Source organism: Xenorhabdus sp. IM139775 (assembly GCF_028598745.1).
Lineage (GTDB): Bacteria > Pseudomonadota > Gammaproteobacteria > Enterobacterales > Enterobacteriaceae > Xenorhabdus.
Map to the genome: position 1 here is coordinate 1 of NZ_JAQRFK010000012.1, position 14,245 is coordinate 14,245.

The 14,245-nt window shown below is 42.1% G+C and carries 9 protein-coding genes and 1 pseudogene; 3 read left to right on the top strand and 7 right to left on the bottom strand.

Annotation, left to right across the window (positions count from 1 at the left end):
- The 4 genes from PSI17_RS04355 to PSI17_RS04370 all read right to left on the bottom strand — a co-directional run.
- On the bottom strand, positions 1-955 hold a 955-nt coding region (locus tag PSI17_RS04355), incomplete at its 3' end, for an ABC transporter substrate-binding protein (RefSeq protein WP_273550794.1).
- A 107-nt stretch (positions 956-1,062) separates the two neighbouring features.
- Positions 1,063-2,697 (bottom strand): ABC transporter substrate-binding protein, encoded by a 1,635-nt coding sequence (locus PSI17_RS04360; protein ID WP_273550795.1) that lies wholly within the window; start codon positions 2,695-2,697, stop codon positions 1,063-1,065.
- A 153-nt stretch (positions 2,698-2,850) separates the two neighbouring features.
- Positions 2,851-4,485, bottom strand: a complete 1,635-nt coding sequence (locus PSI17_RS04365; RefSeq protein ID WP_273550796.1) for an ABC transporter substrate-binding protein — start codon at positions 4,483-4,485, stop codon at positions 2,851-2,853.
- Between the two features lie 290 nt (positions 4,486-4,775).
- Positions 4,776-6,746 (bottom strand): bifunctional 2',3'-cyclic-nucleotide 2'-phosphodiesterase/3'-nucleotidase, encoded by a 1,971-nt coding sequence (locus tag PSI17_RS04370; protein WP_273550797.1) that lies wholly within the window; start codon positions 6,744-6,746, stop codon positions 4,776-4,778.
- A 450-nt stretch (positions 6,747-7,196) separates the two neighbouring features.
- Between PSI17_RS04370 and PSI17_RS04375 the strand changes: the two genes are divergently transcribed.
- The gene (locus tag PSI17_RS04375; RefSeq protein ID WP_273550798.1) at positions 7,197-7,949 is read left to right on the top strand and encodes a M48 family metallopeptidase; all 753 of its coding nucleotides are present in this window, start codon (positions 7,197-7,199) and stop codon (positions 7,947-7,949) included.
- Positions 7,950-8,026: 77 nt separating this feature from the next.
- Here the strand turns inward: PSI17_RS04375 and mak are convergent, their stop codons facing one another.
- Entirely contained in the window at positions 8,027-8,935 is a 909-nt protein-coding gene (gene mak / locus PSI17_RS04380; protein ID WP_273550799.1) for a fructokinase, read from the bottom strand.
- Positions 8,936-9,103: 168 nt separating this feature from the next.
- On the opposite strand from mak, the gene rdgC reads away from it, so the two are divergent.
- Positions 9,104-10,015: a recombination-associated protein RdgC gene (rdgC, locus tag PSI17_RS04385; RefSeq protein ID WP_273550800.1), complete on the top strand. Its 912-nt coding sequence runs from the start codon at positions 9,104-9,106 to the stop codon at positions 10,013-10,015.
- 116 nt (positions 10,016-10,131) lie between these two features.
- Here the strand turns inward: rdgC and PSI17_RS04390 are convergent, their stop codons facing one another.
- Together PSI17_RS04390 and PSI17_RS04395 are read right to left on the bottom strand one after the other, a co-directional pair.
- On the bottom strand, positions 10,132-11,280 hold the full coding sequence (locus PSI17_RS04390) for a porin (RefSeq protein ID WP_273550801.1): 1,149 nt from the start codon (positions 11,278-11,280) through the stop codon (positions 10,132-10,134).
- A gap of 609 nt (positions 11,281-11,889) precedes the next feature.
- Positions 11,890-13,371 (bottom strand): YadA-like family protein, encoded by a 1,482-nt coding sequence (locus PSI17_RS04395; protein WP_273550802.1) that lies wholly within the window; start codon positions 13,369-13,371, stop codon positions 11,890-11,892.
- Positions 13,372-14,014: 643 nt separating this feature from the next.
- On the opposite strand from PSI17_RS04395, the pseudogene PSI17_RS17380 reads away from it, so the two are divergent.
- Positions 14,015-14,176, top strand: a pseudogene (locus tag PSI17_RS17380) (hypothetical protein); the annotation flags it as partial.
- Between the last annotated feature and the right edge of the window lie 69 nt (positions 14,177-14,245).

Here is a 14,245-nt window from a genome sequence, read left to right on the forward strand (position 1 = left end):
GCCTGACTCTGACATCATTAAAAGGTGGCTTTTTATTATTAAACTCATAGAAATAAACTGTTGCTTTGGGAGAAATACGTATCTGATCAGGCAATGATTTTTTTAATGATGGAAAAGATTCCGCTGCAATAGTATTGGTAATATCAATTTCCCCCGCCAGATAGCGGTTTAAATCCGCTTTTTCTGAAGACAAGGGAAGATAAGTGACTTTATTAATCACCGTATTCTTATCATCCCAATATTGAGGATTTCTGACACCGACGATCTTTTCATTGACCACCCATTCAGAGAGTTTAAACGGCCCACTGCCCACAAAGGTTTCCGGCCGGGTCCACTTATCGCCATACTTTTTGACTGCCTTTTCACTTATCGGAAACATAACAGGATGAACTAACATCTGTAGAAAATAGCCGATAGGTTTATCTAACTTCACCTCGACGGTAAAGTCATCCAGTGCTTTTACGCCAAGCTCTTGCGGTTTTTTCTTACCGGTCAATACGTCATTCGCATTCATCACAGCGGCATTTTCAAGATAACTGCCATAAGGTGAAATCGTATCGGGATCAATCAAACGCCGCCAACTGAATACCACATCATGAGCCGTAATCGGTGAACCATCTGACCATTTATTCTCTTTTTTCAAATGAAAAATCCATGTTTTATTATCAGAGGTTTCCCAACTCGTGGCTAATCGTGGTTCAATATTGCCCTGATGATTAACATGAATTAAACCTTCAAAAAAATCACTAATAATATTGAACTCGACATTACTGGAAACTTTATGCGTATCCAATGAAGCTGGCTCTGCACCATTATTGCGGACAATTTCTTGTTTAGCGGCCAATATTGTCCCCTCTGGAACCACCGCTGCATAAGAGAGTGAAATGTTTCCCCATATTAACGCGATGGCACAGGACAATAACTTTATTTTATTAGGGCTTGTTATTTTCAGCATATTCTAACCTTCCATAATTGTGTTTATTCTCGTCTGTTAAAATAATAACTTTATTAACTTAACGGCTTCTATATTCAGAGCCTGATAAAACAGGCTCTGATTTATTTTTAATGCTTGATAATATAGAGATCTTTGGTGGAAACATAATCCATTGGGCTAACATAAAACCCACCCACATAAGGTTTCACCATACGGTTAGTCACATAGTGATAAATAGGCATGACTGGCATATCGTTATTGAAAATAGCCATCGCTTTTTGGTAATACACCGTCTCATTCGTTTCACCCGCTTTAGTTACCATCTGGTCAAAATCACTATTGGCATATTGTGGGATATTATGGCTGCTTCCGGTCAGGAAAGTATTCAGAAAAGACATTGGGCTATTGTAATCCGCTGTCCATGCGTACCTGACAACATCAAATTTGTTCTGGTGCATATTATCCAACATCACTTTCCATTCCTGGTTTTGTAAGTTGGCCTGAACACCCAGATTCTGCTTCCACATAGATGTCACGGCAATGGCAATTTTTTTATGTGATTCTCTGGTGTTGTAAAGCAAGTAAAATTTAAGCGGATTTTTCTCGTTAAAACCGGCTTCGTGCAAAAGCACTTTGGCGTGTTCAATTCGCTGTGCTTGTGTCCATGACGCATATTCCGGCGGGGTTAATGTAAGCCCGCCAATATTGGGTGGCAGGATATCGTAAGCAGGCAGTTGCCCCATTCCCAATACCTTTTCAGCAATCACTTCCCTATCTATGGCTAAACTTAATGCCTTCCTGACTCTGACATCATCAAATGGTGGTTTTTGGGTATTAAAGACGTAATAATATGTGCTTAACATCGGATTAACATGAACTTGATCGCCCAAGGTTTTCTTTAATGAGGCGAAAGAATCCAAAGGAATGGAAAAAGTAATATCAATTTCCCCCGCCAGATAACGGTTTAAATCTGATTTTTCTGATGTGAGGGAAAGATAAGTGACTTTATTAATGACCGTGTTTTCATTGTCCCAATAAAGGGAGTTTCTGACACCAATGACGTTTTCATTCACTTTCCATTCGGATAATTTGAATGCGCCACTGCCAACAAAAGACGCTGGGTGCGTCCATTTATCGCCATATTTTTGGACAACCTTTTCATTGATTGGTACTAAAATCGGATGGGTTAACATCTGCAAGAAATAAGCAACGGGTTTATCCAGTTTTACTTCTAATGTGAGATCATCCAGTGCCTTAACACCGAGTTCTTCCGCTTTTTTCTTGCCCAGCGATATATCTTTTGCATTAATGACATGGGCACTGTCGAGATAACTGCCATAAGGTGATCCTATTTTTGGATCAAGCAGACGACGCCAGCTAAATACCACATCGTGGGCAGTAATCGGCGTGCCATCAGACCATTTCGCCCCTTTTCTGATATGAAAAATCCAGGTTTGGTTATCGCTGGTTTCCCAGCGCTCCGCCAGCCGGGGAATAATCTTACCCTCATTATCGGTGTAAACCAAACCATCAAAAAAATCATGGATAATATTCAGCTCAACGTTACTTTCTACTTTATGCACATCCAAAGAGGCTGGAAAAGAGCCATTATTCCGCACAATCTCTTGTTTGTCAGCCAATAGTGTGCCCGGCGGAACAACGGCAGCATGGGATGGGATAATATGGGTTAACAGTATTCCCAGCGAGCAGGTAAGAACTTGGGTGAGTTTATTTTCAATTAAACTCGCCATGATTTTTTTCATATTTTTACTCTCCATTAACGACTTGTTTTATTATTACATTGCGATACCATTTTCATTTAGATTATGAAGATCCCTTACTCTTCTCGGCGCGAAGAGTAAGGCAGTGATCGATAATTTTGGAATATCCTTTAACAGACTCAGATTATCGAAAACTCAATGTTTAATAACATAAAGATCTTTTGTCGGAAAATTTCCCATCGCATCAATGTGAAATCCGCCGATATAGGGTTTAACTAATTTTACCCGCACATAATCATAAACCGGAATGGCCGGTATTTCTTTATTGAGGATATCAATCGCCCGTTGATAATCGGCGGGATCGTTAGTTTCATCGGCTTTTAATGCCCATTGGTCAAATGCCTTATTTTGATATTTCGTGTAGTTATTGGTATTTCCCGACGTGAAAATGTCCAAGAAACTGGTCGGGCTATTATAATCCGCATTCCACGCATATCTTGTCAGCTCAAAGTCGCCTTGAGCCATACTATCATTCTGGGTTTTAGATTCCTGATTTTGCAAAACAACATCCACGCCCAGATTTTTTCTCCATGCTGAACTGGCAGCAATGGCAATTTTTTTATGGGCATCAGAGGTGTTATACAACAAAGTAAACTTGAGTGGGTTCTTTTCATTAAAACCCGCTTCACTCAATAACTTTTTGGCTTTAGCGACGCGCTGTTCCTGTGTCCATGAGCCATATTCAGGCGATTTTAAATAAATCCCCCCGGCTCCCGGAGAAACCACATCGTAAGCGGGTTTTTGACCATTCCCCAATACCTTGTCGGTGATAATGTTTCTGTCTAATGCCAAAGCCAGCGCTTGTCTGATCCGAACATCATCAAATGGCGGCTTTTGGGTATTAAACAGATAATAATAAACACTCATGACGGGCCTGACATGCAATTGATCACCATATTTTTTCTTCACCAGTGGCAGGAATTCCGATGGCCCACCGTTGGAGATATCAATTTCGCCTGTCAGGTAACGATTGAAGTCAGCTTTATAATCTGACAATGGCAAGTAAGTCACTTTATTAATGACGGTATTTTTATCATCCCAGTAATAGGGATTTCTGACACCGACAATTTTTTCATTGACTACCCATTCCGAGAGTTTAAACGGCCCATTGCTGACAAAATTTTGTGGCAGCGTCCATTTATTGCCATATTTTTTAATAACCTGTTCACTAACAGGAGATACCGCGGGATGTGCCAGCATTTGCAGAAAACCCGCTTTTGGCCTTGCCAGTACAATTTCTATCGTGGCGTCATCCAGCGCTTTGACACCCAATTCTGCCGGATTTTTCTTGCCTGAAAGAACATTCCCCGCATTCACAATCTGCGCTTGAATCAAATAGCTGCCATAGGGAGAAAGCGTATCAGGCGTGACCAATCGCCGGAAAGAAAAAACCACATCGTGGGCGGTAAGCGGTGTACCGTCAGACCATTTCACCCCTTTTCTTAAATGGAAGACCCAGATTTTATTATCTTTGGTTTCCCAACGTTCAGCCAAGGCAGGAATAATATTCTCCTCTTTATCCGTATCAACCAAACGCTCAAAAAAATCCCGCAAGATATCAAATTCACTGCTACCCTCAGATTTATGCGGATCTAAAGAACCCGGTTCAGAAAAATTATTACGGGTGATTTCTTGCTTATCCGCCAATTGAACATTGGGAGGAACAACAGCCGCATAAGAGAAAGTGACACTGCTTAGAATAAGACTAATAGAACAGATTAATATTTTGGGTAGTTTATTTTTTATTGTTCTTACCTGCATTTTCTGCATATTCGTGCTCTCCATAATTGTATTCATTATTAAATAATCATGGCATATATCACTATCACCTTATAACTATCACCTTATAACTATTACCAATATGAATATTACCGATATGAATATTACTGCATTGAGTTACATCTTCGATGTCATTAGAACGATTTGTTGGATTCACATAATTAAGTGCAACGCGTAATCATTAGCGTTGCACTTATGATTTGGATCAAACAACCATGACAGTATCTTTGATCTCTGGGTTTTATCTACGATGATCTACGTTATCTTTTATCCCCGTCACACTATTTTGCACCGCGATCACCCTCGGGGGTCAGATCAATTTGATAGACGGCAAAACCAACATCATCATTTTTCAGGTATTTCACGGGATACTGGGCGTGTTCTTTAATGAATTTTGCCGCTTTTTCTGACGGTGACGTTTCGAAACGGATATCTAATTTTTTATCTGTTTTGATTGGCAGGAATGACCAATTATTTTCAGCTTGGGTTGATACGACGCCTTTCTCTTTAGTGATCCGGGAAATGTAAGCCGCTAAAATAGTGCGGTTTTCATCCGGTGAAGCAAACGCAATATGATCTTCTCCGGTTCCGGCGAATTTGCCACTGTAACCACGGTAATTATTGGTGGCGATCAGGAAAGTGGCTTTCGGATCAATCGGCTTGCCCTGATAGGTGACGTCTTTGATGCGGTTCGCACCTTTATTGATAAGCTGGCAATCGGTGTCGTATTTTGCGGGTTGGGTCAGGTCTATCTGATAATTAACCCCCGTGATGGTATCGAAGTTATAAGTACGGAACCCATCCCAGTTCAGTAGTTTCTGCGGCTTGCTGGCGGTTGGGTCAACCTGGTTAAACATCCCTGCCGAACATTCCAGCCATTCCACCACATCCGCTCCCGTTGCTTTCACGACAACCAGGGTATTTGGGTAGAGATACAGATCGGCCGCGTTACGGAAAGTCAGATCCCCTTTTTCAACTTCCACAAAATCAGCCGGTGCATTTTTACGTCCGCCCACTTTGAAAGGTGCCGCCGCCGCCAAGACAGGCAGCCCATCCAGATTAGGATCACCCTGAATAAAGCGTTTGGTATAATCCACCTGCGCATCATTGACGATCTGGACGGTAGGATCACTCTGGATCAGGGCCAGATAGCTGTACATTTCGCCAGAGGCTTTACCAATGAATTTACCCACGAAATTTCGGGTTCCCTGATCCTCTTTTTCGATGATGGAGGCCAGCTTGCCATCGCGCGCAACCAGCGCTTTTTTATGCGCCTTGTCATAGATAGGGCGGGCTTCCGCTTTGGCGGATTCGACTTTCCATTTACCACTGTCGTTATTGATCACCATATCCACCACGCCCAGATGATCCCCCCATTGCCCCGGCATCACGGCAGGAATGCCATTAATCGTTCCGTTGGCGACATCAACGCCCTGAATGCCGGCATATTCTTTGTTTGGAAACACGCCGTGGGCATGACCAAACATAATGGCATTAATGCCGGGTACTTCGCTCAGGTAGTACACGGAGTTCTCTGCCATCGCTTTATAAGGCTCTTGGGAAAAACCTGAATGAGGAATGGCGATAATCAGGTCAGCGCCCTCTTTTTTCATTTGCGGAACGAATTTTTTCGCGGTCTCGGTGATATCATTGACAACCACTTTGCCCGCCAGATTAGCTTTATCCCAAATGCTGATTTGTGGGGGCACAAAACCGATATAGCCAACCTTAATGGTGTGCGTTTTACCTTCGCGATCTTTCACTGGCGTATCAACGATAATATAAGGCGTAAAGTAATTTTTGCCGGTTTTGGCATCCATGATATTGGCGTTGATATAAGGGAATTTGGCACCGGCAACGGCCTGTTTCAGAAAATCCAGCCCAAAGTTAAATTCATGATTACCAAAGTTACCGACGGTATAGCCCATCGTGTTCATCAGTTTATAGGCCGGATGAACCTCCCCCGATGCTAACCCCTTGGCCGCCATGTAATCCGCAAGCGGGCTGCCTTGAATCAAGTCACCGTTATCGATCAGGATTGCGTTGGTGGCTTCCGCTTTGGCGGCCTTAATTAAGGTTGCCGTCCGAACCAAACCAAATTGCTCAGTGGATTTATCTTTAAAGTAATCGAAATCCATCAAATTGCTGTGAATATCCGAGGTTTCCATTACCCGTAAATCAACGGTTGCCGCGTTCACATTGAATGCCACCAGCATTGCCAATGTTGACATTTTCCACACATTCTTCTTCATGCCCTGCCCCTTATAGAATCATGCAGGAGAACCCGAATAAGATCCCCCCGTGAAATTCGGATTATTGTACTTAAAAAACAACAGTACTTAAAAACCATAAAACGTTTGCATGAAAATCGTCGGAGGCAAGCGGATCAGAAAATTGGCGGAAAATATTTTGTCAACTAAATTTACCTTAAGTTAGCCTATTCCGCTTGCCCTTTGCTCTTTTTATTCAAGATGTTATCGAATTCACATGACCATCAATATTAGGGGTTTATTTCCATGACTATTTTTTGCAGAATTTGTCGTCTTTTAATGCCCTTAAAATCTTATATACCCTATAAATTTCAAGTCGCAGCTCACAAGACAAAAGCAACGCATTATCTCCCCGCTCAGCGGAGAGATACTCAATGCCTATTGACGTATAACAATTATAGTTGTGTGTATTGCAAAGGAAAAAATAACATTATGAAAATGAAAGCCCTTGTTGCAGTAGCTGTTTCTGCTGTGATCCTGACAGGTTGTAAAAATCTTGATCAAGGCATGCTGGCTCAATCCGGAATGCAATTATTCCAGGCGGCGACGCTGAATGATTCTGATGTCAAACAGTTTACTACCCAAGCATGTAAAAAGATGGATGAACAGAATAAAATTGCCCCTGCATCCAGCCAGTACACTAAGCGCCTGAACAAAATCGCCAAAGCATTAGGTAACGAAGTTGGCGGGACACCGGTTAACTATAAAGTTTACCTGACTAAAGATGTGAACGCATGGGCAATGGCTAACGGTTGTGTACGCGTATACAGCGGCCTGATGGACATAATGAACGACAATGAAGTCGAAGGCGTTCTGGGTCATGAAATGGGTCACGTTGCGCTGGGTCACAGCCGTAAAGCAATACAAGTTGCCTATGCTACGGTTGCTGCACGTACCGCCGTTGCCTCAGCCGGTGGTGTAGCAAAACAACTGGGCGACTCTCAATTGGCAGAGCTGGGCGAAAAACTGATCAACTCGCAATTCTCACAGCATCAGGAAAGTGAGGCAGATGACTTCTCTTATGATCGGCTGAAAAAACGCGGTATCAAAACAGAAGGTTTAGTCACCGGCTTCGAGAAACTGGCTAAACTGGGCAGTGATGAAAGCAGCATGTTTGATTCACACCCACCTTCACAAGAACGTGCCAAACACATTCGTGATCGTATCGCCACAGAACAGAAATAATCAGTTTTGTCATAGTCAGTTCTGTATAGATCGAAGCGGTGCCAATGACACCGCTTTTTTTATTTTTCAATACAGTGTTATTGCTGAGGCCATAACCAAGCCGCGCCACGCACACCACTGGAATCACCATGCACGGCCTTTCTGATTGGGGTTGCACACTCGCCACCAAACACCCACTCTTTGACCAAATCGGGTAATGTTTGGTAAAGGCGCTCAACGTTGCTCATGCCACCGCCAAGCACAATCACATCCGGGTCCAGTAAATTCATCACCTGTGCCAACGCTCGTGCCAAGCGTCTTTCATATCGGCGCATCGCCAATTCAGCGAACTTATCTCCCTGCGCCAAAGCCTCAATAATTTCATGGCCTTTTTTCTGCACGCCGCTCAAACGGAAATAATCCGTCATAAATCCGGTACCCGACACAAATGTCTCAGTGCAGCCCGGTTTGCCACAAAAACAGCGGACTTCTTCCTGATAAGCACGATCGTCTTCATCCATCCACGGTAATGGGTTATGTCCCCATTCCCCGGCTAATCCATTGCCGCCGGCATGCACCCGCCCCTCAAAGGCAATCCCTGAGCCACAACCCGTTCCGATGATAACGGCAAATACCATTGGCATGCCTTCACCGGCACCATCAATGGCTTCCGATACTGCCAGACAATTTGCATCGTTGGCGATACGGACTTCACGCCCCAACAACGCAGCGATATCCTTATCCAATCGTTGTCCATTCAACCAAACTGAGTTGGCATTTTTGACTTTTCCGGTAAAAGGCGAAATCACACCGGGAATGCCAACCCCCACGGTGCCTTGCTGTCCGGTTGCCTGTTCTGCATCACCAATCAGTCCAACAATGGCTGCCAATGTTTTCTGATAGTCATGTTGAGGCGTATCGACCCGTTTACGAAATAATTCTTCCCCCAGATCGCTCAATGCAATCACTTCAATCTTGGTGCCACCGAGATCAATGCCTATGCGCATAACTTACCTTTTCTATTTAACAGGATAACGCTTTTTATTATATGAGAATGAGAAAGTTATGATATGACACTGATGAAGTTCTAGGGCTTCGTCACATGATTCGTTATCATGCACCCTTATGTTTTAAGATAACCTTTGTCACGATGCGCAACAATATGGGGTAACCGCATGTTATGGTTTAAAAATTTAATGATTTACCGTTTAAACCGAGAGATCGCCCTTTCGGCGGATGAACTGGAAAAACAATTAAGTCCATTGGCATTCACCCCATGTGGCAGCCAGGATATGATGAAAACGGGCTGGGTTTCGCCAATGGATTCCCACGGTGAAGCACTGACCCACGCTTGTGGCAATCAGCTCCTTATCTGCGCACGCAAGGAAGAAAAAATGCTGCCTTCTCCTGTGATTAAGCAGGAATTACAGGCCAAAATAGCCCGTTTGGAAGGTGAACAACACCGCAAGCTGAAAAAGACTGAAAAAGATTCACTCAAAGATGAAGTGATCCACACGCTATTGCCGCGCGCATTCAGTCGTTTCAGCCAAACCTATATTTGGATCGATACGGTCAACCATTTGATCATCGTTGATGCTGCCAGCGCAAAACGTGCAGAAGATAATCTGGCGCTGCTGAGAAAAACATTGGGTTCACTGCCCGTTGTTCCCCTGACTTTCACCGATCCGATTGAATTGACGCTCACCAAATGGGTACGTTCAGGTGATCTTCCTGCCGGTTATGCCCTGATGGATGAAGCCGAACTAAAAGCCATTCTGGAAGAAGGTGGCGTGATCCGCTGTAAAAAGCAGGATTTGGTTTCAGACGAAATTGCCGCCCATATTGAATCCGGCAAATATGTCACTAAGCTGGCCTTGGATTGGGAAGAGCGCATTCAGTTTATGCTGTCAGATGATGGTGCTTTCAAGCGCATCAAATTCAGCGAAACCTTACGTGAGCAAAACGATGATATCGATCGCGAAGATGTTGCCCAACGATTCGATGCTGATTTTACCTTAATGACAGGTGAATTAAGTGCGCTAATCAAAAACACGATTGACGCACTGGGCGGCGAAGCCGAAAGATAGCCGCAGATGCAGTAATCACCGATGAACTGCCTCAACAGTGAGAACCATTGGGGCAGTTCGGCAAGAAAACACCCGCAGTTTTTCAGCCTGTGTCTCTCATTCAGTGACCATCTCAATTAAAAGCGGTAAACCAAGCCGACCCCAAAGACGTCATCAGTGTTAGTCTTCGTTGTCTTGGAAAAATCATTGTCTTTTAACAGGTTGAATTGATATTCAGCATAGGTGCCCATATTCTTGTTGAAATCATAGTAGGCACCGACGGAAACATATTTCACCAAATCTTCAGATCCCTTGCCAGCCAGTATGCCCTTGTCAGCCAGATCATTCCCCAAATCTTTACCCTTGGAATACACAAAAGCCAGCGATGGGCGTAAACCAAAATCAAACTGATACTGAGCCGTCAGCTCAATATTTTGGGTTTTATTGGCAAACATCGTGTAGTTGTCCACGGAACTACCAAATCGGGTCAAGTTACGGGTTTCACCATACATGGCTGCCAAATAGACGTTATTTTTGTCATACTTGGCAGAAACTATCCAAGCCTCGGCTTTATTCCCTTTCGCCAGAACCTTAGCGGAATCACTTCCCAGTTGCTGGGCTGAGGTACGGTTAGAATTGCCGTATGATGCAGCAACGCTGATACCATTACCAAAATCATAGCTACTGGAAAGACCAAACCCATCACCATTCTGCCTTGAAACATCGCTACGGCTATTTCTGGTGCCATTGTCATTTTTGGCTTGATATTGCAAGGCAAAATTCAGGCCATTCACCAAACCAAAAAAGTCCGTGTTACGGTAGGTTAATAACCCGGTTGAACGCCCCATCAGGAAGTTATCGGTTGCCGCCATGGAATCACCACCAAATACCGGCAATACGTCTGTCCATGCGTTGGCATCATAAACCACACCATAATTACGCCCGTAATCCAGCGAACCGTATTCGTCAGATTTTAACCCGGCGAAAGCCAGACGGGTTCGGGTATTTGCCCCACTCTCTACTTCTGTGCCATTGGCACCCATATTAAATTCCCAGCGTCCGAAGCCAGTCAGTTTATTCGTAATTTGGGTTGAACCCTTGATACCAATACGGCCAACAGAACCATCACCATCCTGACTATCAGCTTTGGAAAAGGTTCTTTGCACATCGGCCTTGCCATATAAATCTATTTTATTACCATCCCTATTATAAATCTCGGCAGCATTGGCTGCCCCCGTCATGAAAAGTACCGGAATTGCCATTGCTAATGCGTTGTGTTTTATCATTATCATCATCCTCATTCATCTTGTATTATTTAGCCACCACCAAGAGATCCCTATTTCAAGAACAACTTTCTCTGGAGTAATAAAGAATCGGGTAGGCAAAATATCTTACTCGCTTTAGTTAATCAGATGTTAAATTTGTAACAAGCAATGACAATATTAAGATCTAACAAAGCCTTTTGCTAACAAAAATTAGCGAAAAATGCCATCCTGTGAAGGATGTCACATTATAGAGATGTATCCCATAATCTAATTATATTAATTATGCTAATAATTTATTAAAAACAATAAGTTATAAATAATAAACGACGTAATAAAAAATGAAATTCCCATGAAGATAAGTTATTTTCTTATATCAATTTATATTTTTCGCCAATAATGGCCAAAAATTAAGTGATAGTCATGATTTGATATTATTGACAAGTATCTGCGAATTTTATAATCACGCCAGTACGGTACAAATATTACACCCCGCATTACTGCCGCGGTAACTTTGTTTAAGTATGAATTTGTAAAGGAATAGCCGTTATCAACAGCTGCTAAAAACAATATGTTTTTTATAATGATAAGGCTGAGAAATAGATTCCCAGCCTTTTGTGTTATATGACCCTATTACCACTCTATATTTACCGCTGTATTATACATTGCTTTTGAGGAGCCTGTTGTTGATACACCCACTTTAAAAGCAACGTTTTCATTAACCCGATACCCTGAGCCGACAGCTACAGCCTGATGATCGCCATATCCACCAAAAGCGACTGATATATTCGCTTTGCCGACGCCATAAGGCTGAAATAAGCCATTCATTGCCGCCGACATCGCTAAGCCCCTATTTACTTTTTTATCAATCTTGCCAAGTTCTTTATCTACAGCACTCATTTTGTTTTCCAGATTATCAATTCTGTTCGTATTATCATTAATCCAGCTCGTATTAGCATTAATCCTGCTTGTGTTAGCATTAATCCTGCTTGTGTTAGCATTAATTCCGCTTGTGTTAGCATTAATTCCGCTTGTGTTAGCATTAATTCCGCTTGTGTTATTATCAACTTTTTGATTTGTCGCGTAGAGTTGAGATCCTGTGACAACCTCTGTCGATGATTGGCTAACTTCGCCTTGTTTAACCCCAGTTATATTTTTATTTTCAAGGTTAAATGTTGTCGCATCGTCAGCAAGTTTACTGACCATAATTGTTTTATTATCCTCAGTGAGCTGAATAAGGCCGACTCCACTTTTCATGATATTTTTAAGCGACTTATCTTGTTCCGCGAATTTATCATCTGCGGCTTTCTTATTGGTGGTAATAGCAGTCGTGTTACTGTCGATAAATTTCTTGTGTTCCACGAAATTAGCATCCACGGTGTTCTTATTGTCGGTAATCACTTTATGTTGTGCTGTCAGGTTATCGTCAGCCTCCTTTTTGTTAGCCTCTATAGCCTTATCAAGAGTATCTCTAACTTTAAACAGTTGGGAACCATTGATAGCCTCGTTTGAGTCTGCCGCAAGAGCACCATCATCAAGATAAGTAATCTTCCGTTTTAAGTTGTCATTTCCGAGCGAAACAATATTGTCCTTATCTGCAACTGACTGACTACCTAACGCAACAGAATTTGCCTTATTTGCAACTGAATAACTACCTAACGCAACAGAATTTTTTGCTATTTTGTTAGGTTTGCCGGAGCTGCCGGCGGTTCCTACTTTAGCATTTGTTCCCAGTGCAATACCACCTTCTGCGTCACCGTATACAGCACTCTCAGCACCCACCGCAATAGAACGGTCAGCCCCTGATTCGTTGCCTGAAAATGTACCAATAACTATACTAAGTTGCGACTCAGCATCGGCTCTATAACCTATTGCCGTTGAACCATTATAACCATTGGCTGAAGCTCCTACTCCTATTCCCGCTACTTTTGATGGCTGCCCTGCGTCTCCATCAAATGTAACTGTAGCAGATGATACTTGAGGGGGGCCTGCATCATTAGGAGACATAGCAATAACCTGATCAAGAGTTAGTTGTGGTGGTGGTGTTGTTGCATATGAAACTATCGGCGTAAAAAGAATTAATGATATGGCAGTATAAAGATTGGTTCTATTCATTAATAATATCCTATTTATTGAGAAATTAACCACTGGGTTATAACTTCCTGACTTACTTATTTATGCAACTTATATAAAAACAGTAGTGGGTAGAAAGTCAGTAAAAAAAAGCACATTAATAAAATGTAATATATAAATTCTTTACTGCGATGAAATATTCCACCAAAGAATGCTCATTTATCGGGATTTTTATTCGTGATTTTTATATTATTGTTAATTTACAATTAGTTATTAATCATCATTATGGTTGCATTTTAAATAATAAGTTATTGTGATATTTTTCACCTCATGGTTTTTTATTTATGTAGCAGCAAACGTTGAATTTACCAGGGCGAGAGCGCGAACGTTTTTTGACCTTAATTTGTATGTAGCATAATCAATTATAGGGTGAATATCACTCAATTCGGTCTTGTTAAAGTATCAATCAGTATTTTATTTGCACGGATCGTTCAAAAAACAGGCTTTCATGCTCTCGCCCTGTTGAATTTACTCTTTAACCGATACCCATTATTGCGAATAACCAGATTTTATAATCCATTTCCGGATATTAATGCGCATTAAGCTCTGCGTTATGTATTAGATTGAATTAAATACCAACCATTTATTAGTAAGTATAAAATAGTTTGAACAAATAACACGCTGAGCAAATGCAGATCTTGTACAACAAGTCAGCAGATAACGCCTTCAAAGAGCAAAATCCGCTAACAGAGGTTATCTAAATCAAATTTTACCTAGAGAAATTGTCACACAAATCCAGTTAGCAATAATTAAATCTATAAATGCAAGTCAATTGCTATCAAAATAAAGTCTGCCTCTTGACCTTTCCGGTCAAATCGCAAATAAACTCGAACCGTAAAACATTCGGTTATTCAAA

Excerpts from the sequence above, each read along its gene's own strand:
- PSI17_RS04360 (WP_273550795.1), bottom strand. The coding sequence starts at position 2,697 with ATGAAAAAAATCATGGCGAGTTTAATTGAAAATAAACTCACCCAAGTT.
- PSI17_RS04365 (WP_273550796.1), bottom strand. The coding sequence starts at position 4,485 with ATGCAGAAAATGCAGGTAAGAACAATAAAAAATAAACTACCCAAAATA.
- PSI17_RS04370 (WP_273550797.1), bottom strand. The coding sequence starts at position 6,746 with ATGAAGAAGAATGTGTGGAAAATGTCAACATTGGCAATGCTGGTGGCA.
- PSI17_RS04375 (WP_273550798.1), top strand. The coding sequence starts at position 7,197 with ATGAAAATGAAAGCCCTTGTTGCAGTAGCTGTTTCTGCTGTGATCCTG.
- mak (WP_273550799.1), bottom strand. The coding sequence starts at position 8,935 with ATGCGCATAGGCATTGATCTCGGTGGCACCAAGATTGAAGTGATTGCA.
- rdgC (WP_273550800.1), top strand. The coding sequence starts at position 9,104 with ATGTTATGGTTTAAAAATTTAATGATTTACCGTTTAAACCGAGAGATC.
- PSI17_RS04390 (WP_273550801.1), bottom strand. The coding sequence starts at position 11,280 with ATGATAAAACACAACGCATTAGCAATGGCAATTCCGGTACTTTTCATG.
- PSI17_RS04395 (WP_273550802.1), bottom strand. The coding sequence starts at position 13,371 with ATGAATAGAACCAATCTTTATACTGCCATATCATTAATTCTTTTTACG.